Origin of the sequence: Paenibacillus sp. FSL K6-3182, assembly GCF_037976325.1 — a bacterium.
Classification (GTDB): domain Bacteria; phylum Bacillota; class Bacilli; order Paenibacillales; family Paenibacillaceae; genus Pristimantibacillus.
Genome location: NZ_CP150265.1, coordinates 6,384,780 through 6,408,877 on the forward strand (window position 1 = coordinate 6,384,780; position 24,098 = coordinate 6,408,877).

Annotated in this window: 20 protein-coding genes and 2 pseudogenes; 6 read left to right on the top strand and 16 right to left on the bottom strand. The window is 44.9% G+C overall.

Features of this window, described 5'->3' with window-relative positions; translation table 11 throughout:
- Positions 1–5: 5 nt before the first annotated feature.
- The 13 genes and pseudogenes from MHH56_RS28030 to MHH56_RS28090 form a co-directional block, all read right to left on the bottom strand.
- Complete coding sequence (locus tag MHH56_RS28030; protein WP_339204912.1) at positions 6–1,115, bottom strand: ArsR family transcriptional regulator; 1,110 nt, start codon at positions 1,113–1,115, stop codon at positions 6–8.
- 171 nt (positions 1,116–1,286) lie between these two features.
- Positions 1,287–2,231 (bottom strand): EamA family transporter, encoded by a 945-nt coding sequence (locus tag MHH56_RS28035; RefSeq protein WP_339204913.1) that lies wholly within the window; start codon positions 2,229–2,231, stop codon positions 1,287–1,289.
- A gap of 216 nt (positions 2,232–2,447) precedes the next feature.
- On the bottom strand, positions 2,448–3,275 hold the full coding sequence (locus tag MHH56_RS28040; protein ID WP_339204914.1) for a carbohydrate ABC transporter permease: 828 nt from the start codon (positions 3,273–3,275) through the stop codon (positions 2,448–2,450).
- Positions 3,272–4,156 carry a sugar ABC transporter permease gene (locus MHH56_RS28045; RefSeq protein ID WP_339204915.1) on the bottom strand — a complete coding sequence of 295 codons (885 nt, stop codon included), beginning with the start codon at positions 4,154–4,156 and terminating at the stop codon, positions 3,272–3,274. The genes MHH56_RS28040 and MHH56_RS28045 overlap by 4 nt, the downstream gene beginning before the upstream one ends.
- A 146-nt stretch (positions 4,157–4,302) precedes the next feature.
- Complete coding sequence (locus tag MHH56_RS28050; protein WP_339204916.1) at positions 4,303–5,613, bottom strand: sugar ABC transporter substrate-binding protein; 1,311 nt, start codon at positions 5,611–5,613, stop codon at positions 4,303–4,305.
- A 146-nt stretch (positions 5,614–5,759) separates the two neighbouring features.
- Complete coding sequence (locus MHH56_RS28055; protein ID WP_339204917.1) at positions 5,760–6,905, bottom strand: response regulator; 1,146 nt, start codon at positions 6,903–6,905, stop codon at positions 5,760–5,762.
- Between the two features lie 22 nt (positions 6,906–6,927).
- The gene (locus MHH56_RS28060) at positions 6,928–8,736 is read right to left on the bottom strand and encodes a histidine kinase (RefSeq protein WP_339204918.1); all 1,809 of its coding nucleotides are present in this window, start codon (positions 8,734–8,736) and stop codon (positions 6,928–6,930) included.
- Positions 8,737–8,985: 249 nt separating this feature from the next.
- Positions 8,986–10,572: a glycoside hydrolase family 43 protein gene (locus tag MHH56_RS28065; protein ID WP_339204919.1), complete on the bottom strand. Its 1,587-nt coding sequence runs from the start codon at positions 10,570–10,572 to the stop codon at positions 8,986–8,988.
- Positions 10,573–10,599: 27 nt separating this feature from the next.
- Positions 10,600–12,591 carry a YjhG/YagF family D-xylonate dehydratase gene (locus tag MHH56_RS28070; RefSeq protein WP_339204920.1) on the bottom strand — a complete coding sequence of 664 codons (1,992 nt, stop codon included), beginning with the start codon at positions 12,589–12,591 and terminating at the stop codon, positions 10,600–10,602.
- A 28-nt stretch (positions 12,592–12,619) separates the two neighbouring features.
- Positions 12,620–14,083 carry an alpha-ketoglutaric semialdehyde dehydrogenase GucD gene (gucD, locus tag MHH56_RS28075; protein WP_339204921.1) on the bottom strand — a complete coding sequence of 488 codons (1,464 nt, stop codon included), beginning with the start codon at positions 14,081–14,083 and terminating at the stop codon, positions 12,620–12,622.
- A gap of 31 nt (positions 14,084–14,114) precedes the next feature.
- Positions 14,115–14,990 (bottom strand): fumarylacetoacetate hydrolase family protein, encoded by an 876-nt coding sequence (locus MHH56_RS28080; protein ID WP_339204922.1) that lies wholly within the window; start codon positions 14,988–14,990, stop codon positions 14,115–14,117.
- Positions 14,991–15,110: 120 nt separating this feature from the next.
- Positions 15,111–15,872: an IclR family transcriptional regulator gene (locus MHH56_RS28085; protein ID WP_339204923.1), complete on the bottom strand. Its 762-nt coding sequence runs from the start codon at positions 15,870–15,872 to the stop codon at positions 15,111–15,113.
- A 310-nt stretch (positions 15,873–16,182) separates the two neighbouring features.
- Positions 16,183–16,500 (bottom strand): annotated as a pseudogene (locus MHH56_RS28090) (IS4 family transposase); the annotation flags it as partial.
- Between the two features lie 238 nt (positions 16,501–16,738).
- On the opposite strand from MHH56_RS28090, the pseudogene MHH56_RS28095 reads away from it, so the two are divergent.
- From MHH56_RS28095 to MHH56_RS28115, 5 genes and pseudogenes are all read left to right on the top strand, one after another.
- Positions 16,739–17,146, top strand: a pseudogene (locus tag MHH56_RS28095) (zinc-binding dehydrogenase); the annotation flags it as partial.
- A gap of 124 nt (positions 17,147–17,270) precedes the next feature.
- On the top strand, positions 17,271–18,092 hold the full coding sequence (locus tag MHH56_RS28100; RefSeq protein ID WP_339204924.1) for a helix-turn-helix domain-containing protein: 822 nt from the start codon (positions 17,271–17,273) through the stop codon (positions 18,090–18,092).
- A 183-nt stretch (positions 18,093–18,275) separates the two neighbouring features.
- Entirely contained in the window at positions 18,276–18,710 is a 435-nt protein-coding gene (locus MHH56_RS28105; RefSeq protein WP_339204925.1) for a VOC family protein, read from the top strand.
- A 12-nt stretch (positions 18,711–18,722) separates the two neighbouring features.
- Positions 18,723–19,148, top strand: a complete 426-nt coding sequence (speD, locus tag MHH56_RS28110) for an adenosylmethionine decarboxylase (RefSeq protein ID WP_339204926.1) — start codon at positions 18,723–18,725, stop codon at positions 19,146–19,148.
- Between the two features lie 281 nt (positions 19,149–19,429).
- Positions 19,430–19,714 (top strand): hypothetical protein, encoded by a 285-nt coding sequence (locus MHH56_RS28115; protein WP_339209794.1) that lies wholly within the window; start codon positions 19,430–19,432, stop codon positions 19,712–19,714.
- Positions 19,715–19,861: 147 nt separating this feature from the next.
- Here the strand turns inward: MHH56_RS28115 and MHH56_RS28120 are convergent, their stop codons facing one another.
- The 3 genes from MHH56_RS28120 to lpdA are packed head-to-tail and all read right to left on the bottom strand — an operon-like array spanning position 19,862 to position 23,093.
- On the bottom strand, positions 19,862–21,046 hold the full coding sequence (locus MHH56_RS28120) for an ABC transporter permease (protein ID WP_339204927.1): 1,185 nt from the start codon (positions 21,044–21,046) through the stop codon (positions 19,862–19,864).
- On the bottom strand, positions 21,030–21,662 hold the full coding sequence (locus tag MHH56_RS28125; protein ID WP_339204928.1) for an HlyD family efflux transporter periplasmic adaptor subunit: 633 nt from the start codon (positions 21,660–21,662) through the stop codon (positions 21,030–21,032). The genes MHH56_RS28120 and MHH56_RS28125 overlap by 17 nt, the downstream gene beginning before the upstream one ends.
- A gap of 30 nt (positions 21,663–21,692) precedes the next feature.
- Entirely contained in the window at positions 21,693–23,093 is a 1,401-nt protein-coding gene (gene lpdA / locus MHH56_RS28130; RefSeq protein ID WP_339204929.1) for a dihydrolipoyl dehydrogenase, read from the bottom strand.
- Between the two features lie 195 nt (positions 23,094–23,288).
- Here lpdA and MHH56_RS28135 point away from each other — a divergent pair, with 195 nt between their 5' ends.
- Entirely contained in the window at positions 23,289–23,855 is a 567-nt protein-coding gene (locus MHH56_RS28135; RefSeq protein ID WP_339209751.1) for a TetR/AcrR family transcriptional regulator, read from the top strand.
- The last annotated feature ends 243 nt before the right edge of the window (positions 23,856–24,098 follow it).

Here is a 24,098-nt window from a genome sequence, read left to right on the forward strand (position 1 = left end):
ATGTATTACGGCAGCAGCTTGCGCCTTGTTTGCTCCCAGTAATAAGCGATTTTTTCTTTGTCGAGCTCATAATAGATGCGATTATCTACCCGAATCAGCTGAATGAGATTTAGATCAAACAACATATTCGTATGATAGCTTATAGCAGCAGGCGTTAAGCCCATTTCCTGAGCAAGCTCATTGCCATAGTAATTTTTATGGCGAAGCAGCTCAATCAATTCCAGCCTTCGCCTATCGGCAATAACCTTCAAGAAACGCTCAATCGTCTCTTGATCCTCGTTACGCCATGCAAAAGCGTCATTGTTGATTCCAATCACCACCAAATTGGAATGTCCTTCACGGTCATCACGATGAATGCCAACACGCACCTGCGAAAAATAACTAACATGTACGGCTGTCTCTTTATCGACCAGATCAACATCCATCTTCGTAATATCGCGGATCGCGCGCTCTGGCTGTTCATCAAATAAGGCACGATATTTCACAGCTCCAGCTTCGCCAAGCTCCTTCAAGCGATCTCGCATAGGCATATAGGCATAACGATGAAACTGCTCCATTATAAACAGAGTCCGCTGTTTGTATTCCGCAGAAAATCGAATATGTTCCAGCAGTGCCGCATGCTCCGCTTGATCAGGCAGCTCACATCCCGCAACGAGCTCGTAAAGCAGCTCCGCATCCTTCGAGATGGCTCCCCAGTCTCTCCCCTTCGTCCATTCCATGTTCTCGTCATTATATTTCGCAGCTGCCAGGTGGAAGACGAGCTCGCTTGCAGGCTTGTCACGGTAAAACGCCAGAAAATCTTCAGAACTATTCAGCTTGTCTCGTTCCTCTACAAACAGCATAACCATGACATAGTCAAGCCGCTCTTTAAACATGTTGTCACCAAACAGGGCAGCTATCTCTGCTTTCACATAATTGCTCATGCTCGCATTCGCGGTCTCCGCCATACGAATCATTTCATCATCCAGTGTAAAATGAATCTCGCGCGCGAAAGCCTTCATATGCTCGAATTGCGCAACAAATTTCATCGTGACTAAAAATTCAATAGGCTCATGATAAGAAAAATGTAATCTTTTGGCTGCTATTTTCCAGTCTAAAATAATTAACGCCTCCATACTTCGTTAAGTATTCGTTTAATGTTATTTAAACAATATACAAAAGTCATTTAACAATCATTAAACATTAATTTAAATGAACCCACCTAAATTGTCAATATCATCCACAAAAAAAGCTCTGCACAGGCTTAACTTCTTAGCCCATGCAAAGCTTCCTCTATCCATTATTTTTTACGATCCGAATAATCGCATCAGCAAGATACCCGCGAAGGCAAGTGAAATGCCGGTGATCTCTATCTTCGTGAACTTCTCTTTCACAACGAATCGTGTATAGAGCAGCACAATCAGAACGTTTAGAGCTGTGACAGCAGATACTAGCCCCGCTTTGCCAAGATCAAATGCGGTTACAATAAGCATCATGCCGACAGCGTTAGTTGTGCCGACGGCCAAACCAATAAGAAACGTTTTTTTGCCGCTCCAAGCTGGTGGCTTAGCGGTTAAACTAACGCTGGAAGAATGCTGTGACACACGCATTTCCCCCCGGGCAGTTACCGCACCCAGCAGCGACAACGCTCTTCTAGCTCTCTCCGCTTGCAGATCTCGCAGCCACCATATACCAAAACACGATGCGCCCGTCAAAAACATAAAAAACATGGTAGGAAACAAATCTGCTTCCATAATTGTTGACCATTTGCCTGACAAATCATTTGCTGCAAACAGCAGCATGGCCAGCAGCCCCCACTGTGCTCCTTGCAAATTGCGCAGCGAGATGTCATTCGATAGCCGAACGAGAAGCACTCCGCCAACAATCACGACAAATGCAATGAATTGCATCGCATGGAGTTTTTCTCCCCAAAGTCCAAACGCAACGATCACAACAACGACTGAAGGCAATGCCGTTAGTATCGCTACAAGTGAAGCCTTGCCGACTGCAAACCCCTTGAACATACTGGCATTCGCACCGAATGAAAACAAGCCCATTTGAATGCCTATCAACGCCGCGAGAGTCCAGTTCGATGAGAACACTAACGCGCAAATTCCATTTACGAGCGCTCCCATAGTAAACGCACCGCATAGCAACAAGTTACGGTTAAGCGGCTTCTGACTCGTCCAATGGTACAGAATGCCTCGCAAGCCAAAACATAAGGCTGCAAACACTGAATAAGTAAGCCACATGAGTGCAATAGAACCCCTTTCTTAAATCAAACCTATATGAAAGATAAACAAAAAGGAAGCGGTTGTCTACACCGCTTCCCTTTTTAAACAAACGTTGCAAGTCCCATCTTGTTCTCCCTCGATAAAACATTCCCTTTGGAATTAAACTTACAATTAGTGAAAAACGCCCGATTATAGAATCAGGCGTTTCTAACAAATCTATTGATTTAATACATGTCAGCCTTTGACAGCGCCAGCAGCGATACCCTTGACGATATGCTTTTGCATAATAATAAAGAAGATGAATATCGGCACCAATGTGATGACCGTAAGTGTCATGAACATCGGCCAATCAACGGTAAATTCGCCTTTAGCTTTATAGATTTGCAGAACGAGTGTCGATTTGGAGGATGAGTTCAAAAACAGCATAGGTGCCAAAAAGTCGTTCCATATCCACATCGTCTGAAAAATGATGCTCGTTATCGTAATGGGCTTTAGCAGCGGAAAGATGATCCGCCAGAAGATGCCCCATACACTACAGCCATCGATGACGGCCGCTTCGGGCAGCTCCCGGGGTATCGACTTCATATAGCCCGTCATTAGGAAAAAGACGAACACAGAGCCGCTCGTGTACAGAATGATCAAACCGGATATTTTGTCGATCAGGTGCAAATCACTCATCAGCTGGAACAAGGGAATGAGAGTCGCTTGGAAAGGAATCATAAATCCGGCAAGCAAATAGAGCATAGCAAACCGTGTTAATCGATTCGCATTGAACACAACCGGGTATGCCGCCATCGCACCAATCAAAACGATCAATACGACAGAACAGACGGTGATTATAAAACTGTTCCAAAAGCTTTGCAAGATCGATGTTTCCTCGAAAACCTGAATATAGTTTTTAAAGATCCATTTCGAAGGAAGAGCCATCGGGCTTCTTGCGGCATCTTGCATCGTTTTGAATGTGTTGACAATGATTAAATAAAACGGAAAGAACGCTATTAATCCTGCAGGGAGCATGATAATGTCTAGAATCCATAACCGTTTTTCAAAGGTTTTTTTCATTGTATGCCCTGCTCCCTTCGTTGCATTACTGTAACTTGGAAGATAGCAATCGCTAACACTATTAGGAAGAAGACGATCGACATTGCCGATGCTAGACCGTATTGTGTTTCAGATATTCCCCTTAATACGATGACCTGGGTTATCGAGTAAGTTTCATAGCCAGGCCCGCCCTTTGTCAATGCGAATGGAATTTCGAATACTTTGAGACCGCCGGTAAGCAGCAGCATGACGCTGACCGTCATCGCAGGTGCCAGCAGTGGAAAAGTTATAAACCGAATTTGTTGTAAACGATTCGCCCCATCTATTGAGGCAGCTTCATAATAATCTTTCGGAATGGATTGCAGAAATGCCAAATACAACACTGCGTGCCATCCTGTTATCGCCCATGTTGCCACGACGATTGTTGACAGTTTCGCTAGCAACGGGGCGGATAGCCATGGCTGAGGACCGATGTTAAACAGCTCACTAAGGACGGAGTTCAGTACCCCTGACCCAATCGGTGCAAGGATAAATCCCCAAATATAGGCAAGCAGCAAGCCGCTTGGAATCGACGGAAAGAAAAAGATGGCGCGATGAATGTTTCTCGTTAAAAATTTTTGATCCAATATCATAGCGAGCGGGATAGCTAACAACGTAACAAGCAAAGCCTTGCCAAAAGTAAAAAATAACGTATAGGAAATGGCGGATGTAATCGCATCATCACTAAATATCCGCACATAGTTTTTCAAGCCAATAAAATCATATGCCTCCGTATATCCATCAAAATTAGTAAAGCTCAAGAAAAACGATTTGATCAGCGGATAGATCGTAAACAATGAGTATATAGCTAGAATCGGAAGCAAAAACAATAGAAACTGTAGTTGACGAACATATTTGACCATAATTTGCCTCCTTTGAGACTTTGATTGATGATGTCGGCAATCGATAAAACTGCATTGGAAGCATTCAATTAATAGAGGATCAAGGTGTAAATAGTTGAAGAGAGGGTAGTAGGCTTCAACATACCCTCTACTTTAACTACTTCCGATTATTTATTTTCCATTTCTTTCAGTTTCTTATCTAGTGAAGCCGTTGCTTGCTCCGGTGTTATTTTGTTTACGGCTATATCTTGGATCGATACAAGGAATTGGTTGCGCAGCGCTTCTTGATGTCTGTCCCACGATACCATTGGCAAATAAATTTTTCCTGCCATCAGCCCATCGTTATATGCTGGTGCATACGCCGGGTGGACTTTGCTTTCATAACCGTGAGCTGTAATGATGCCGCCAGTGCCTTCCTCGAATTGCTTCAACCCTTCTTGCGTTGTCATATATTCGAGGAACAGCAAAGCTTCTTCCTTGTTTTTCGTTTTACTGTTGACAGCGAAACCTACACCAGGAGCACCGTTGTAATATTTGTTGCCGGGTTCTTTTCCTGGAATCGGCATAATTTCGAACTCAATATCGGGATTCGTTTTCTCAATTGTGGCAATGTTCCAAGGGCCGCCAGGGAACATCGCTACGTTGCCAAGGGAGAACTCGTTCATTACTTGGTCACCGGTTAGTCCAATCATATCTGGCGTCAAAATTTTATTATCGATAAGCCCTTCCTTCCACATCGTTAGCACTTCAGTCCATCCTTCAGCAAATGTTGCCTCGCCCTTAAACAGCTTCTCGTCGAACGTTGGGTCTTTCGTTAGTACATTGCTGCCGAACATGGCGGAATGAATAATCGTAATATCATGCATTCTGTCATAGAGTGGAATGATGCCCGCTTCTTTAAGCTTCAAGCAGTCCTGGATGAACTCATCCCATGTTTCTGGCAATTTAGTGATGCCAGCTTTTTGAAACAATTGTTTGTTATAAAACAAGCCGCCTGCCCATCCGCTTTGAGTGAAGGCATATGTTCTTCCATCTTTACTTAGCATCGGTTTGTTACTGTCCAACATAACGGACATGAATGGTTCGTCAGTCAAATCGAGCGCGTAACCGCCATCGATAATCTCATTGCGGTTTTCTGCGGCAATGATGAAAATATCAGGTGCCGTATTGGACAACAGCATCGTCTGAAGCTTAGCAATGTAATCCTTTACCGGTGGAGCAAATTGAAAATCGAATGAAATATGTGGATATTTTTCTTTGAAGCCGTCTATAACAGGCTTCATTTCTTTTTCATTGTTCCATGCAAGAATGCTTAGCTTGACTGGTTTAGGTGCATCATTGCCCTTTTCAGCATTGTTGGCCGTACCTTCATTACCGGTATTGCCTTTATTACCTGTATTGCTGTTTTTACCGCATGCAGCGAGCACGACTGATAAACAAAGGAGAGTGATAAGAAGCAGTAGAGACGTTTTCTTCATGTTTGATTAACCCCCATGTAATCGTTTTTTTGTAATAAGCACTCGTTGTAAGCACTTACATTTAGAGTGTAATATGAACTCGCTTGAATCTGAATTCATATTGTTGCATCATTTGTTGTCAAATGTTGCACTAGCAGCAAATCCGATTAATTGGGTCGAATAGACGATGCGCGGTACTCTTTAGGCGTTACGCCGAAATACTTTTTGAAAGCGCGGCTAAAGTGGCTCTCGTCCAAAAAACCGATATGCTCCGCGATGTGGTTGTTCCTCCAATTCGTTCCAACGAGTAGTTCTGCGGCTTTAATCATCCGCACCTGGATCACATAAGCCCAATAATTCACACCGAATTCCTGTTTGAACGCACGACTTAATTGATACTTGTCTATATCGAAGCGATCTGCCACTGATTGCAAAGATAAATCCTCTTGATATCGGGTTTCTACATACGGTTTAATCCGCCGCACAGCATCCTGAAGCTTGGATCCGGTTTCCGAAGCAGGCGCTCTTACCGCTAGCATGCTCTCGGAAATTAGCTGTGGCAGAAATGCGGCATCTTGGGTAATTGAGCTGATTCCGACAGACAATGTGTGAGATGGTGATGACTCTGCCACTTTTTTCATCACAGATTCACTTAATTCCCTCAATTGACCGCTAGACAGATCGTCCCCCCCGCCGACTAGCACTACTTGCTCCTTGCGGTTTTTACAACACATAACACAGTGGATTTTGATGACCGCTTGTTCTTGCAGCAAGCAGGAATAATCATGGTCCGATGGCAGACTGTTCTCGAATGTCAAAATAGCAAAACGTTCGATGGCGAGAAATTCCAGGAAGTCTTGGAAGTTCATCAACGAATCTGCTTCGATCTGTCCAGCGTATATCGTCCGATCGAGTTCACTGCGAATCGATTTCTGAGCATCCGATACGGACTGTTGAATCAGCTCATGCAAAGCATCCCGAAGCAATTCGGCGTCGACCGGCTTTAACAGGTACTGGGAAACATGAAGTCGAAGTGCATCCCTGGCATATTCGAATTGATCATATGCACTTAAAATAATTGTTCGCGGTATTTTGTCCAAATGTTGAATCCGCTTCAGCGACTCGATTCCGTCGAGCAACGGCATATGAATATCCATGATCATCAGATCGGGACGGAAGGTTTCTACCATGTTGGCCGCTTCTTCACCGTCATATGCATGTTGCACCTTCGTAATCCCTAGCTCCTTCCAATCCATCACTTTATTTAAATATCTATGCAAAGATAATTGATCGTCCACAATAAGCAATTTCATGCTCGCTACCTCCCCGAAGATATCACGTTCTGGGCAACACGATATAAACCGTTGTAAATATCCCTTGCCTGCTTCTAATCTTCAGTCCGTAATCAGGTCCGAATTTCAATCGGATACGCTGATTGACGTTGAATAGGCCTATCCCATCCGGCTTAAAGTCTTGTTGCTTCAATTGCCTAGCCAATTGACGGCTTCTGCTCCTTGATATCCCTTTTCCATTGTCTTGGATAACGATCATAATTCCTTTTTTGACTGTCATAACCCTAATCGTCATTTTTGCTGACTGCGGATTTTCGCCAAATCCATGAAAAACCACGTTTTCTACGAGAGGCTGCAGGATCAACTTGATCGTTCTGTTTTTTAGAATCGACTCGTCCGGAATAAGAAACTCGATGTCAATTCGATCGTCATATTTTTTGTTCACAATATAGAGATAATCCCTGACGTTCTGAATTTCTTGTTCCAGCTCCACCATCTCTTCCGATTGCTTTATGGAATACCTTAGCAGACTGCTCAATGACAACACCAAATGGTTGGAATCCTCCGTACTTCCACATACAATTTCGGTTTGCAGCAGTTGCAGCGTATTGAATAGAAAGTGTGGATTGATCTGGGACTGCAGCGTTTTGAGCTCTACCTCTTTTAGTGCAATATCTGATTGATAATTTTGTTTGACCAACGTTTCGATCCGGATGACCAGTTCCCTAAATTTGTCGCCTATCAAATCCAATTCGCGATACCTGTATTTATTCTTAATGATATAAATACTGTCTTCGCCAATCTTGTCCAATGTTGAGAGCAGTTGCCCAAATGGGCGGGATATCCGAGCGGTGTTCAAGATGGATATGAGGAGGTTGAGCAGCAAACAAAGATAAATAAAACCGATCAAGTTTGACTTCAGTGAGTCTGATTGTCCTCTGATGACAGACATCGGAATCGTCGAGATCATTCTCCAACCCTGAACGGCAGTAGGGTGGAATATAACAAGTGTCTCATTTCCGCCAAGCTCGGTAACGAAACTTCCTGAGTCGCTGGCATAAATAAGCTCGATACCTGAGAAGTCAAGTTTTGTCCCGATTGCCGAACTATCCTTATGGGCGATGATAGTCTGCTGATCATCGATCATAAAGATGCTTTCATTGTTTTGATAGGAGCTAAATTCAAACATCCCGTTGATTTTGGCTAAATCCAAATTAGCAATGACAGCCCCGATCGTTCTAAGGGTATAATCTTTAACCGGAAGAGCGATCGATAACGTCGGCATGTTATATTTTGAAATATTATTTTCTAAGTAATAGTCCTGCGTATGGAGTCCAAGCGTAATGAATCCTTTGTTTGGAGTATCCGAGATCGCCTGCCTAAACCAAGCTTGTTCGGAGAAAGGATAATCCCACCGAAGTGATTTTCTGCCATCCAGGTTGTTTACATAGCCATTTTTGCCCAATATCAAAACATCACTTACCATTGATTGCAAGGAAGATACGCCAAATGCAAGGTCCGCGATATTCCTCTCATGCTGGATGCGCCCTGCGATATCCATTTCCCTGCCTGGATTCATCAAGCTTCCAACCGAATAATGGCCTGTTAGAAGAACGAGCGGGCGAGTCGCTTCTTCAAGATTGAAGCTGAGCCCGCGTGCTGCCTGCTCCATTATTTTGTAGCTGGATTGAGTGACTTCTTTGGTAAGACTTTTAGTTGAGTCCTGAACGGATAATAGTCCCAGCAACAATAAAAGTAGAATGTTTACAATTAAATATGAGAACATAATCGTTCGAATGATGGTTTTTCCAGGTAAGGAACTAATCAAGAATCTGACAGCATTGTTCATCATTCCGTCCCTCTTTCATAATTTCTAAGCCCATAAAAAGGAGTACCTCCCCAAATCTTTAAGTGTTAAGCACACCACTAACACCGAAAGAAATGGGAAGGTCCTCAGATATATAGTATTTAACAAAAAAATCTATTTTTCCCAGCTGGATTTGTTGGTATTACCACCCGAGTCCACCTGCAGCTCTATTTACACAAAACCCACAACAAAGCTATGGGTCGTATAAGACGTAATATCTGCTGTAATCTTTATTTAATGATCCGTTTGCACAACATCATACTCTTCATATCGAAAATAATCGAAATCAGCATGCTTGCGTTCCCCGCTTAAGTCTTGGACGCAAACACCGATAAAATTGCCTGTAAAACGAATATAATCAGCATATTCATCAGATAAATGGCTAACATCAAGCTGTGGGCCAATCACAATCCATTCACCTGTCTGGCCCGCATACATGAACCTGGCCATTTCACGCTGAATACTGACCTTCAATCGGTATGTTCCATCCGCAATTGGAATATCTTGATCCAGTATTTCGTTATACATTCCATTTTGTGATTGTACAATCCCAATACATGTACCTAATTTCTCATGATGCGTCAGGCGCAAATAGACATAATCACGGGTATCGTAGAACAGAATCAATCCCGCCATTTGCTGATAATGCTCTGGATGGTATTCAATGGATGTTTCCGCTTCACAATACATCGATTGTTGTCTACGCGCGACAAGACTTTGGCGATGCGTTGAACTCATGGACTCCTGGCCGCGAAGCCGCAAGAATCCTGGCCTTTCCGTTAAGGATAGCCAATCGGGACTTGCAGGGATGCGAAGGGTGTTCCATTGCAGCCCAAGCTGTGCTCTATCAAAGTGGTCGAGGCTCGGTTCAGCTGGGAATGGATGTGTTGGCAATTGAGGTGCTTGCACCACATATTGCGGCGAATTGGCTCCTCCGTCAACAGCGATCCAATCATCATCCGTCCAATGACAGCGCTGAATGGCCGTTTCTCTGCCGAGCATACATCGCTTATCAATCACAGGACGACCGACGAGGTGAACCATATACCACTCGCCGTTCTGCGTTTCCACTAGTGAAGCATGCCCCGCCTTTTGTAATTTCAATTCCGGCTTGCCCGCAGATGTCAAGATTGGATTCGCGGGATCAACTTCATAAGGACCATCGATATGCCGAGAACGCGCCATCGTGACAGCGTGTTCATATTGCGTTCCACCTTCAGCTGTCAGCAAGTAATAGTATCCATTTCGTTTATATAAATGAGGTCCTTCGGTTAATCTCAGCTGTGTGCCTAGAAAAATATTTTTCTTAGGACCAATAAGTTTCTTCTTTTCCTTCGAGTATTCCTGAAGAATAGTGCCAGCGAAAGAGTTTGTCCCTCTCCTATGATCCCAGATCATATTCAATAGCCATTGGCGACCATCCTCATCATGAAATAAGGAAGGATCGAAACCGCTGCTGTTCAAATAAATGGGCTCAGACCAAGGCCCCATTATATCGTCCGCCGTCACCATATAATTATGAGTATCCTTGAAGGCTCCCGTGCGACTTTTTACATCTGTATAAATAAGATAGAAAACGCCTTCATGATAGCTTAAGCATGGTGCCCACGCGCCACCGGAATTGATGTTGCCTTCCATATTCAATTGTGAAGAACGTGTCAATATCGAAGTGAGCGGACGCCAATTCACCAAATCCTTGGAATGGTGAACACGTACTCCCGGGAACCATTCAAATGTCGAAGTTGCAATATAATAGTCTTCTCCTACACGCAAGATAGATGGATCAGGATGAAATCCTCGCAGTATGGGATTGTTAATCATGTTCCCCAACTCTCCTTTAAATCTTGTTTAACTGTTCATTATTTTCTGGCCTTCTGCCGTGTTCATACCCGCTTCCAGCAGTTTGACGATTCTGTCTACGTCATAGACGCATCCCCGCCATGTGCCGCCGCTCGCTGCTTGCAGTGCAGCCCATAGCCGAGTGTCGTCAGGAAGATCAGGGTCTTTCGCAAGATCGGGATGAGGCTTTCTAGAAGCCAATACATTCGTTCCCACTTCCGAATCCTCCGGCACCTCACCGCTGCCTACCATTTCGACATGTCCCTCTAATTGACGGAGGTCGATACGGATGTCAATCCAATCGCCATTGCGAAGCTGGCCAACGGGTCCGCCAGCAAGAGCCTCGGGTCCAATATGACCTATACAAGCGCCAGTTGAGACGCCCGAGAAGCGTGCGTCTGTAAGCAGTGATACTTCTTTGCCGAAGGGCAGATGCTTAAGCGCTGAAGTCAGCTGGTAAGTCTCTTCCATCCCCGTACCCGATGGGCCGCGCCCAATGAGTACCATAATATCCCCGGCAACGATGCCTTTGTTTTTTATCGCATGGATTGCTGCACGTTCCGTCGTGAACACTTTCGCCCTGCCGACGTGGCGATAGACCCCATCACTGTCAACCATTGAAGGATCAATTGCAGTCGATTTAATAACAGAGCCCTCGGGACAAATGTTTCCTGTCGGGAAAGTCACAGTCGAGGTCAGCCCTGCTTGTTTGGCGCGTTCCGGGCTGAAGATGACGCGGTCTGGATCAATCCCCTCGTTCTCCAGCAAATGCCGGCGCATGCGGTGGCGGCGTTCTGACGATTCCCACCAATCCAGCGTCTCCCCAATCGTATTGCCTGTTACCGTAAGCGACTTCTCATCCAAAACGCCAAGTTTGCGCATATGCAGCATAACCTCAGGTACACCGCCAGCAAGGAAAGCTCTCACTGTCGGGTGATGTTCTGGTCCATTAGGAAGAACGCTGACTAATCGCGGGACGCTGCGGTTGACTTCTGCCCAATCAGCGACAGTTGGCAGGGTGAGCCCCGCCGCATGTGCGATTGCAGGAATATGGAGCAGCAAATTTGTAGATCCGCCGAAGGCTGCATGAACGGCCATCGCATTTCGAATGGCATGATCCGTTATAATCTGGCCTGTCGTCAGTCCGCTCTCCGCCATTTTGAGAGCAGCTCTGGCAGATTGCCGTGCCATTTCCTCCCACACCGGCTGTCCTGACGGTGCCAGTGCAGCATGAGGAACGGTCATACCAAGAGCCTCCGCTATCACCTGCGCCGTTCCCGCTGTTCCTAAGAACTGACAGCCTCCACCAGGTGTCGCGCACGCGCGGCAACCGAGATCAGCCGCTTCCTCAAGCGAGAGCTCACCATTCGTATATCTCGCGCCAATCGTTTGGATCTTGCCTGCATCCTCGCCTTGGGTCGGTGGAAGAGTAACGCCGCCAGGAACAATTACGCCAGGAAGTTTACCCATCCCTGCCAGTGCCAACATCATGGATGGCAATCCTTTGTCACAAGTGCCTACCCCCAATACGGCAGAGCGTTGCGGCAAGGAACGAATAAGACGTCTTAATACCATAGCCGCATCATTGCGGAACGGCAGTGAATCGAACATCCCCGTCGTCCCTTGTGAACGGCCATCACAAGGATCGCTAACGAAACCCGCGAAGGGCACGCCTCCAAGATCTGTGATTTCCTCCGCTGCGGCTTTCATCATGATTCCAACTTCCCAATGCCCCGTATGATAGCCAAGAGCGATCGGGCGGCCGTCCTCATCTCGAATGCCGCCTTGGGTTCCAAGAATGAGTATTTGCTTTCCCAAAAGCTTCTTCGGGTCCCATCCCATGCCAACGTTCTGTGTTAATCCGAATAAATCACCGCTTGGTGAATTACGAAGCATATCCGGGGTAAGCGGCAAGGAGCCGCTTGGTCCTGGAGCATGGGTATAGATGTCAAAATAAGAATCGATATCTTTGCCCATTATCATTTCGAAGCCTTCATTCATTTCACACCATCCATCCCTTGTGTTGTCGTTATGGCTTAATGAATACGGTTTTGATTGAAGTATAGAATTCAATAGCGGCTTGGCCTTGCTCCCTTGAATGCGAACTGGACTGTTTCATACCCCCGAACGGTGCTTGAAGCTCAACACCGGCTGTCTCTGCATTAATACGGATGAGACCCGCTTCCATATCTTGAACGAACTGCAAAGCGTTTCCGATATTACGGGTATAAATTGATGCGCTAAGACCATAGTCCGTATCGTTCGCAATCTCTATCGCTTCTTGAATATCATTCACTTCGATTAGTGTAAGCACAGGCCCGAATATTTCTTCTTGAGCAATCGACATTTTTGAAGTCACTTTATCAAAAATCGCTGGCGTGACATAGAAGCCATCTGATAATGCGCCCTCAGTTGGTCTTGTGCCGCCATACAGCAATACTGCCCCTTCTTCTACACCCTTACTAATGTAAGATAGAACGGTTTCCATTTGTTTTTCATTCGCACATGGGCCTAACCATGTCTGTCCATCCATTCCATCTCCAACCTTCAATTCAGTCACCTTCTGGAGCAGCTTCGACTTGAACTCCTCATAAATATCCTTTACTACGATAACTCGGCTTGTCGCAGTGCACTTCTGGCCAGTAGAACGAAGCCCCCCGCTAATTGTCGCTTCAACCGCAAAATCAATGTCTGCATCTGCCGCAATTAGGATCGGATTTTTTCCGCCCATCTCAAGCTGATACTTAGCCCCGCGTGCCAACGCTGCCTGCCCTACTGCTTGCCCTACCGCATTGGAGCCCGTGAAGGTGATTCCGTTAATATCAGCATGTTCCGCAATACCTTGACCAATGACGCTGCCACTGCCTACGATCATATTCAGAACACCGGCTGGTAAGCCTGCATCATGGAAGCATTGCATAACTTTCGCTGCTGTAACCGCTGTTTCCGTTGCTGGCTTCCATACGACCGAGTTCCCATATATTAATGCAGGTGCGATTTTCCAAATAGGAATAGCAACTGGGAAATTCCAAGGGGAGATCACCCCTACCGTTCCGAGCGGTGACCTTGTAGTATACAAGAAAGCATCTGGATCGGAAGAAGGTATAACATCACCTATTTTTCGCATGCCTTCTCCTGCATAATAACGCAGAATGGCCACTCCACGTGCCGTCTCGCCCTTCGCCTCGGGTAATGTCTTACCCATTTCCCTCGTCATCGCTTCACCGATTTCATTCATTCTACTTTCCATAATATCAGCTGCTTTGAACAGCAAATTACCCCGCTGTGATCCCGTTAGCTTACGCCAAGCAAGCTTGGCCGCCTTTGCAGCTGCTACAGCATCCTCTAGATCCCGTTTAGTCGAATCCGGGATCATACCTACGACTTCGTTTTTATTTGCTGGACTTATGCTTTTCTGCGTTCTGCCGCTCTCGGAGCTTCTCCATTCGCCATTAATGTAGTTGTTATATATAGCGTAATTTATATTTGCCATTTTAATCTTCCTCTCTTTTTTAAATTGCTATTTAGGCCAAAACAGCAGTATTCACTAGTGTTCCAAGGCTGGTGATTTCGATTTCAATGACATCTTCAGGTGCAAGTGTGAACTGATTCGGAGGAACGATACATGTACCCGTGAGGAGGATCGTACCATCGTACACAATATTATCCCTGTGCAGAAAGGAGACGAGTTCCTCCAGCTTGCGTTTAAGCTGTCCCGTGCTTGCTGATTCATCGACTACTTTTTTTCCATCTCTATATATCCGCAAAGTGATCTGCAACTGGTAGGGATCTTGAATCGTTTCGGCTAATCTTATGACCGGTCCAATTGAGCATGATTGTTTCCAAACCTTGGCTTGCGGAAGATATAACGGATTCTCTCCTTCAATATCGCGGCAGCTCATATCGTTGCCAATAATGTATCCTACAATATGGCCTCGCTTATTTAAAACCAAACCAAGCTCCGGTTCCGGAACCTGCCAATTCGAGTCGCTTCTCAAGCAAACATTATCAAGATGGCCAACCGTCCGAGCTGCTGTGGATTTCATGAACAATTCTGGCCTTTCTGCATCATACACCTTGTCATAGTAGGTGGATGCATTCAGCTTGCCGCCAGTCGCCTCATAATTTCTAGCTTCCTTGCTGCGCGCATAGGTTACACCGGCTGCCCATACTTCAGGGGCAGCTACTGGCATAAGTAATTCAAGACTAGCAAACTCCCTATCCAGCGGCTGATTTGAACGGATCAGATCATTCACGTCTTCAAGTGGTGTTTTTCCTGCCTTCTCGACTCGTTCAAGGAATGATATAAAGTCCGAATCCGCCAATTTGAATACCTTATCCTCGTCAGTTACTGCTGCCAAACATTGCTCTACGCCATCACGATATCGAATAATTCTCATTTTAACCTCTCCTTGTTTTATAATATAAAACGACGTTCTTAAAATATAATATAGATCGACTTGCTTTCATCGCATGTCGATCTAGCATTAACTCAATAGTTATTGCTCAGGAAGCTCATCTTAGAACTGATAACCTAGCTGGCGAGAAATTTCACTCGTTTCCTGCCGAATCAGGTCAATTAAATGTGCCAGTTCTTGATCATCAACGTGTGCTACCATGGTGGATATGCTCATCGCCGCTATCACTTGTCCGTTATGATTGTATATCGGAGCAGCCGCACACCGGACCCCCGGCTCATTCTCCTCATTATCAATAGCATAGCCTTGCTTCCTGACTTGCTCCAACTCTTTCAAAAAAGCTTCGGGGCTGTCGATCGTCTTATCCGTAAGCTTAACAAACGTATGTCCTTCCGCAATCTGCACCTGATCTTTAATAGACCGGAAAGCCGCCAATACTTTACCCACGGCGCTGCTATGCAGAGGTATTCTGCGACCGATACGTGAATAACGAATAGCGGCCTTATGGCCCTCTACTTTATCAATGTATATTCCTTCTTTTCCATCGTCCATAATGACCAAATGTGTCGTTTGGCCAGTGGTAGCAGACAAAGCCCTAAGATGCGGTCTAGCGATTTCCCGAATATCAAAATGATTGAGAAGCAATTGCCCCTTCTCTACAAACCTCATCCCGAGGCGGTATTTCCCAGTCTGCTCATCCTGTGTAATGTAATCATGAATTTGAAGCGTTTTCAACAAAGAATGAACTGTACTTTTGTGCAAATCCATTTCTGAGCTTATTTCAGACAGTTTGTACTCCATATGTTGCTCATCGAATAAGTCGATAATTTTCAGTGCTCTATCCAACGCTTGAATGATGGGCATATTCCTTCACTCGCTCCCCTCCTAGAAGAGGTTTTATATTATAAAACCGTGTTCTAAAATATTGTTGGATAAATAATAGCAAACTCTAATTGCAATGTCCACCCTCTGTTGTCATACAGCAGACCATCTTTTGAAAGCTAAAAACACGTTACAGCTCAACGAATCTATTTTTGTTTGAATAGCAAGAACATAATTGTCACTGCGTGTGAATAAAAAATATAGCTTTTTAATTTTAGATACTCAACTTTCGCAGCTTAAATCTATGAATAATCCCTTGATGTAGCTAGGCAAACCGAGGATCCACTCACGGAAATCCGGCAGAAAGTGCACGCTGTAACAAGTCTACGACAGCATCCGGTTTACGGGTGAGTGCCTCCAGACTACGCTTATATCCATGACTGCGTTTGTAAATATGTTCCTTCATTTCGCAAATTCGATTCACCAGTTTGGCAGAAGAAAGCATGACGAAGTCAATTGGAGCAAAACTAAACCCATCTGACCAACCAAGTGTTAGCATGGCAAATCCCTTGGTGAAGCGTCCAGTCTTGTGGTCGAATACACGAGCTAGCAGCTCGGCTTTCTTACTCCGATTAAGGTTTAAAACGGAATCGTCGATAATGAAAACACGCTAGAAAAACGTGTTTTTGCCTGTTCAGACAAGGACTCTTGGTGTAACATATGAATTACATCACCTTCTTTGTTTGCATGGTTGCTCGACACTTCCATGATACCGAACAAAGAGGGTGTTTTTCTGTCAAGACGTGCAATATATCCCTAATATTCCTTGTAACCATAAGGGTTATCTAGTATTTCGCAGGTGCGAAAGTTGAGTTAATAATATGAGAAGAACATGATTTTAGTAACGTGACCAGGTGTATGCATTAACAGGGATGCGTTTTCGCGCTCATTCCGAGTACACTTGTCTGCCTGAAGATGGAGTTGTAGCTTAGGAACTTCCGCCATACAGCTTGCCAAGTATTATGGGGCAGAAGTTACCGGTGTGTGCAGTACCACAAATGTAGAAATGGTGAAATTTCTGGGAGCCGATAAGGTCATCGAGAACGGGACATACTTGACAGTTGAAGGGCAAGGGATCGCAAAGGTGAGTTCGAAGGATCTAGTTTTCCTCAAAGAGCTTATGGAGACGGGGAAAATAAAATCAGTCATAAATATGCTATCCGTTGGAACAAATTCCTGAGGCTCACAGGTATGTAGAAAAAGGGCACAAAAAAGGAAATGTCGTCATCACCGTGGAACATGCTAACACAACTTAACGAAGATCTGCGCCCTATTTAACATGTTCGGATATATGCTGGTTTGACGTCTTTCTGGTACTCTACATGAGAGGAGGGAGCGACTCCACGGATTAACTTCCATGGTTCTGGTCGCACATATGCTATGTTGTTACAAACGTATATTCCGCAAGCTCCTTTATCAAGTTTTGTAGATTACTTCTGGTATTTCGAAGGATATAGTCCACCTCATTCGAAGGAGCTATCGCTGCCTGATGGTTCGATAGAAGTTGTAATCAACCTGCGTGAAGATAAGATAAAATTGTTTGACCGAGCATATAAGGACCCGTTGCAGACATATGGCAGCTCTGTTATTTGCGGGCCGCATTCCGAATATTTCATCATTGATACTTCCACAGAGACCACGGTCTTGGGCATACATTTCAAACCGGGTGGTATTTATCCATTTCTTAAAATGCCTGTGAATGAACTACATAATAGGCATGTTTCCTTGGATACACTGTGGGGAGTCAGAGCCCGTGATCTGCGCGAGATGTTGCTTCAATCGGAACTTTTGGTCGATAAATTTCGAATACTTGAAGAAAGTCTGATAAAGCTAGCCTCCCGACCGCTGATACGACATCCGGCAGTAAGTTTCGCACTTACCGAGTTTCAGAGCTTGCCTCATACTAGACCCCTCTCGGATGTAATCGGACAAATCGGTTTAAGCCAAAGGAGGTTTATCCAGGTTTTTAAAGAAGAAGTGGGGTTAACTCCCAAGCTCTTCTGTCGACTTCGCCGCTTTCAGGAGGTATTGAATAGAATAGACCGAGCCAAGAGCGTCAATTGGTTGGATGTCGCTATCGCTTGCGGTTATTATGATCAGATGCATTTTATTAAGGATTTTCAAGCGTTCTCCAGTCTTAATCCTACAGATTATTTCTCAATGCAAGGCAGGCATCACAATCATGTTGCGATCCACAGTTAAATCTTTATTCAATCGCAGACGATGTTATATCAATCGGTCAATAATTAAATATAGGGTCAATTTTTTACTATACCCTTATTTGGAGAACGGTTAGGATATTTATATGAGGCGGGAACAGTCCACATGATTGCATCTAGCGATATTGCATAGCTCATCATTCGGGAAAAAGGAAGGTGGAAATAAATGATTAATGCAACTCCATTCCTATGGATCAAGAATACTGCGGAGGCGATTGAGTTCTATAAGAAGGCTTTCGATGCGGTAGAGATTTACCGTTTGACAGAGCCTGGTGGCAAAGTGGCTCATGCTGAAATTACAATCGGCGGAGCCAAAATATCACTCGCAGGTGAATATCCTGATTACGGTATTCTGGGGCCGGAAACTTTGGGCAATACAACGGTTGGTGTCCAACTTCAAGTCGACAATGCGGATAAGCTGTTCCAGCAGGCAATTGCGGCTGGAGCGACAAGTGTTAATCCGATGACGGATCAATTCTATGGTGACCGTGCGGGAAGTGTGAAGGATCCGTTCGGACATTATTGGATGATTTATACGACTATTGAAATCGTGAGCCCGGAGGAAATGCAGAAGCGATTCCTCGCTATGTTTGAGAGTTAGCTGATCAGTGCAATGATTGCTTTGACTACATGCAAGCAAGTTAAAGGTCATGTTGCTGTGGATGCTTGGGGTATTGATTTTGATCACTTAAATGCAGCTGACCTGATATGCAAACAAATGGTTCAAGCAGCTGAAGCGAGTGGAGCTACGATTCTTTCGGTCCAATCCAAGCAATTCGAACCACAGGGCGCCACGGTTCTTATTCTTTTATCTGAGAGTCACATGTCCATTCACACCTATCTGGAAAAAGGCTTTGCAGCGCTGGATTGCTACACGTGTGGAGAAACTGTCGATCCTCAAGTAGCTATTCAAGCCATGATTGACTTCTTACAACCGAATTCAACTTCACAAGCAAGCACATCAAGAGGCATGGGTGCGCTGCATGTTCGTATTTCGGATGAGGCAGATGCCTTGGATGCTGCGGAGTCGAGAAAGTAGTGGAGATATTCGTACTTATTCTGGATCGATACAGCTTGCGTAATGTACTCTAACAGCGGTTAATGCTGTTGGAGTTTTTTTGTTTTGGGTAAAGGATAAACAAAACTTGCCTCTTATTTCTGAATCTGGTGATTGACACGGAACGATGATGCCTTATTTTGATGAACATGCTCTTAAAATGAAAACTCGCGGAACGTGGATTCGGTATATGGTAGGAAATCGCCCGAATAGAGGGAAAACGTAGGAATAAATGATCTACGATCCCCGAAAAGCATATGTAAGTGAATTTATTGTTTACAAATGCTAATTTTGTGGACACGATAATAGTTTCGTTGTTTTATTTGTTCTGGGTTCTGTTTATGGTATCTTTCACAACGATGATAAGTGCTATTTTTATTAGCCAAGGTATTATTGCATTAATTAGTTTTAGTGGTACTAGCGCGTTAAACAGCTCCAAACTGTTGGACCAGAATGCTATCGATGTACTCGGCAATGAAATTATTTTATTAAGCAGCTCCACTATGACGATAACGATAAACCTGTTTTTTACTCCCTTGATTATTTGAAAAATAGTGTCTTTAAACTATTTATTAAACGCGAATAAACAAACCTTCGAACAGTCGAGAATCTGAACTCTCGTATTCCCCCGTGTTCCCTTGACTGAAATAGGGTATCTATCTTAGTCAAGGGCGTTATTCGAACGGGTAAGGAACTTAACGATTTAACGAACCGCTGCTCGGCAGAATGTCCGCACTCACGACTCGTTCCCGGCTGGAATATGTTTTCCCTGCTTCCCGCAGTACCAGTAATCCAGTGAATAAGGACACGCCGCCTATAATGATTAGCAGTGCTCCGAGCTCCTGACTGTAGGCTGTTAGCGCTCCATCCCGAAACGCCATCCCGCGTATGAGGCGGTTAAGCCAGTTCATTGGCAATACCCATGCAAAAATTTGAAATGGCTCTGGGAAAGCAAGCGGAGTCAGTTGAATTCCAGTTGCAAGAAATGAAGGATACAATACGAAGCTGGTTCGCAAATTGACTTTAGACAAATCTTTGGCAGAATAGCCGATCAACAGCCCCATAAGTGACAATGCAAAGGCATAAACAAGCAATGGGATAATAAAAAGATAAGGCTCCGCTTCAAACCGCATTCCCCCCACCTGCTTCAGTAATCCATAACATAAGAGCAGCGAAAGGGCGGTCATGACCGCGTAAGGAACACTGCGAATCCAAAGCTGCAAGGGCGACTTTCCGTTTGCAAAGAGCTTCCCTTCCTGACGCAAACGAGGCGCAATAGAGCCCGCTGCGCTTGTTGTAATCATGAGAACCACAATGTTTACAAAACCAAGCACCATAAAGCCGACATAGCTTGTGGTTGGATTAAACAGCATCCGCTGCTGAAGAGACAACGGAGAAACAACGCCTCTAGCGGTTTCGGCGTCCATCCCTTTTTGAACCAGACGGGACATAGAAAGGGTCATATTTTCCGTTGCGATGACTTCCTGAATCGCTGTCCGAATGCCGGTTAACCCTGAGGGCATCGTGTTATCCATTAAAATGCCGATATTCGTTGATATGCCCTGCTGCTGAATCTGCTGAAGCTGCTTAGGTAGCATGATGACCGCTACAGCCTGCTCATTTGCAAGCATTATTTCCGGGCTCAGGCGGCTCGCGTACACATTTGTAACTTTCATGTAGGGGGAAGCATTTATTTTCGAGATCAGCTGCCGCGAATACGAGCTGTGATCCTCATCAATGACTACAACAGGTGATTCGCTAATTTGGTTATGCGAGAACATTAAACCAAAAAATAAGGCCGCAACAAGCGGACCAATAAAGATTAAACGCAAATACTTACTGCCCGATACGTACCTCCATTCGTCAATCAGCGATTTCATCAAGTCTCACCTCCGCCGTCATCCCCGGAAGCAAATCAGCATTTGAATCCACAGCTATTCGGACAAGAAACATACTTAAATCTGCTTGCCCTTTTTCACGTGACATGCGCAGGTTTGCAAATTGAGGAGCCGCTGAAATCGAAGTCACAATACCAGTCACCTGTGCGGGATCATCCAAATACGGAAAATGAATACCAATGCTTTGATCAACCTGAAGCTTCTGGATTTCACTTTCCTGTATGTAGAGATCTGTATAATAGTTGTTTTTTTGCAAAACCGCCATAGGCGCTCCTTGTTTTACTTGATCCCCCGGCTTAACCGGAATCCTGCTGATCAACCCGTCATCTAGTGCAAGCACATCTTCTTCTCCTTCTTCAGCTAATTTAACCTTGAATAACACATCACCCCGTTTTACCCAGTCACCCGCAGCCACACCCACCTCTACAATCGAACCTGGACTTTTCTGATAAAACAGGGTCGTTTGCTCCGCCTCAAGCACACCTTGTTTCCTCATCTCAGCCAGACTGACAGCATCCTTTCCTTTAACAACAAGAAGTGAACCTCCAACGATCAGCGCAATCGCAATCCCAATATAAAAACCAACTTTTATTTTCATTCCTCAATCTCTCCCATTCTCTATTCGCAGTTAAATCTTCTGCTCTTTTTTTATCTTCATCGTTTTTCTAACCGCGTTTTCGGCAGCCTCCATAATTACTTCTCCCAATGTCGGATGGGGATGAATGGTCAAAGCCAAATCCTCCACGGTTGCCCCCATCTCGATAGCAAGGCCAAGCTCTGATACGAGTGTTGAAGCCTCCACGCCAACGATTTGTGCACCGATCACGATTCCTGAGGCTGAGTCCGCTAAAATTTTTACAAACCCTTCAGTCTCCCTCAATGCCAGAGCTCTTCCATTGATTGCAAAAGAAGCTTTGCCAATAACAATCGGAATGGACTTAGCTTTTGCTTCCGTTTCATTTAAACCAACGCTGGCCAGCTCTGGATGAGAAAAAACGACGAGCGGAATGGCTTTATAATTAACCTCAGAGGCATGACCAGCAATGGCTTCTGCCGCAATTTTTGCTTCGTAAGAAGCCTTATGGGCGAGTGCCGGACCAGCCGTAATATCTCCAATGGCAAAAATATTAGGAATAACCGTTCTGCACTGTTCGTCTGTCTCAATCAGTCCCCTGCCCGTCACGGGCAAGCCTATGTTCGCAAGCCCTAAATGACCGTCTGTATTTGGTTTTCTGCCGATAGTGACTAACACATACTCCGCTGTAACCTCATGTTGCTCCTTATTTTTTAAATAATGCAGTGTAATTGAATCAGCATGCTGCACCACTTTCTGTGCTGTCGCCCCAGTAATCATTTGTATACCATCGGCTTTCAACTGCCGAACCACAGGAATCGCGAGGTCTGCCTCGAAGCCCGGCAGCACTTGTTCTCCTCCTTCTAGAATCGATACCTTTGTTCCAAATTTGGCATACATTTGGCCGAGTTCGATCCCGATATAACCGCCGCCAATAACGACCAAGCTGGTCGGAACTTCAGGGAGCGACAGCGCTTCTGTGGAAGATAAAATCCGTCCTCCAACCGGAAATGCTTGCAGCTCAATCGGACGAGATCCCGTTGCCAATATGGCGTTTTCAAAAGAAATGGTTTGCTCTCGGCCGCTTTGCTGAATAATTGCTGTATGTTTATCAACCAGTCTGGCCTCTCCCTCCAAAATGCTCACACCAGCAGTCTTTAATAAATAGCTAACTCCTCCTGCCTGCTTTTTCACAATTCCCTGCTTGAAATGCTGCGCAATTTCAAATGCTGCTGCCGCATCCGCATGATTGAACTGCCTGAGCAAATCATAGCGATGCGATTCTGCAATTAATGCTTTGGATGGAATACAGCCAACATGCGTGCAGACCCCGCCGAGCTGACTGCGTTCCACAATCGCCGTCTTCATTCCAAGCTGTGAAGAACGAAGCGCCGCCACATAACCTCCCGGACCTGATCCAATGACCAATGTTTCTACGGATTCGAGCTTACTCATTTCCTGATCCCTCCTGATGTAACCATTTAAAATATGATGACCGTAATATATTATAACCATCATATTTTAAAACCGTCAACAGCCGTATTAACCCCTTCCGCTAGCTAACCGTTGCTAACTCTCTCAATTGACACTCTATATTATGACGACTATAATATTTTGAAGATACAATTATGAAGCTGTGGAGTGATTACAATACCGTATCCCAAAGGTCATAAGATGAAAGTGCGGAATAAGATCGTTGAAAGTGCTGCCCAAGCTTTTCGCACGAAGGGCATACTCGATGTAAGTGTTCCGTTCATTATGAAGGGGGCAGGACTTACGCATGGAGGGTTTTATTCACACTTTGACAACAAAGAACAGCTGGTCGCCGAAGCCTGCCGGTATGCGATCAGCGATACCATAGCCATTTTGCAGAATGCTGCTGATCAGGAGAAGCAAAATCCCAAAATCAATAGTGTCATCGATTATTATTTAAGTCCGTATCACCGCGACAAAACAGAGATGGGCTGCATTCTTCCTGCTCTTTCTGGCGAAATTTCCCGTTCTTCCGAAGAGGTCCGGCAGGTATTCACCCACGAACTGGAGCGGATGATTGCTTTTATTTCCAATCTAGCGGAAATTGACACAACCAAGGGCAGCGCACTGATCAGTACAATGGTCGGCACTCTTGTTCTTGCACGGTCTGTTCACGATCCAGAACTGAGCGCTACTCTTCTTTCGGCAGGCAAGCAGTACGCCAAAGAGCTGGTTAGAGCTTAGTATTGCCCGTGGCATGTCCAATAAATAAAAAATAAGGCGTCACAGAAATAAATCTCTGTAACGCCATTTTTTCAATATTCACATGATTTCTTAAGCAAATCATGTTATCTTTGGGACATTCTCTTCTGTGTGATTGGTGGAGCCTAGCAATTAGAATAATGTTCTTTCTCTGATCTAACCCATTCAATCAAACCATTCCTTGCGGGATAGGTTTCTTCATAATCAGATTTATCCTTCAGAAGC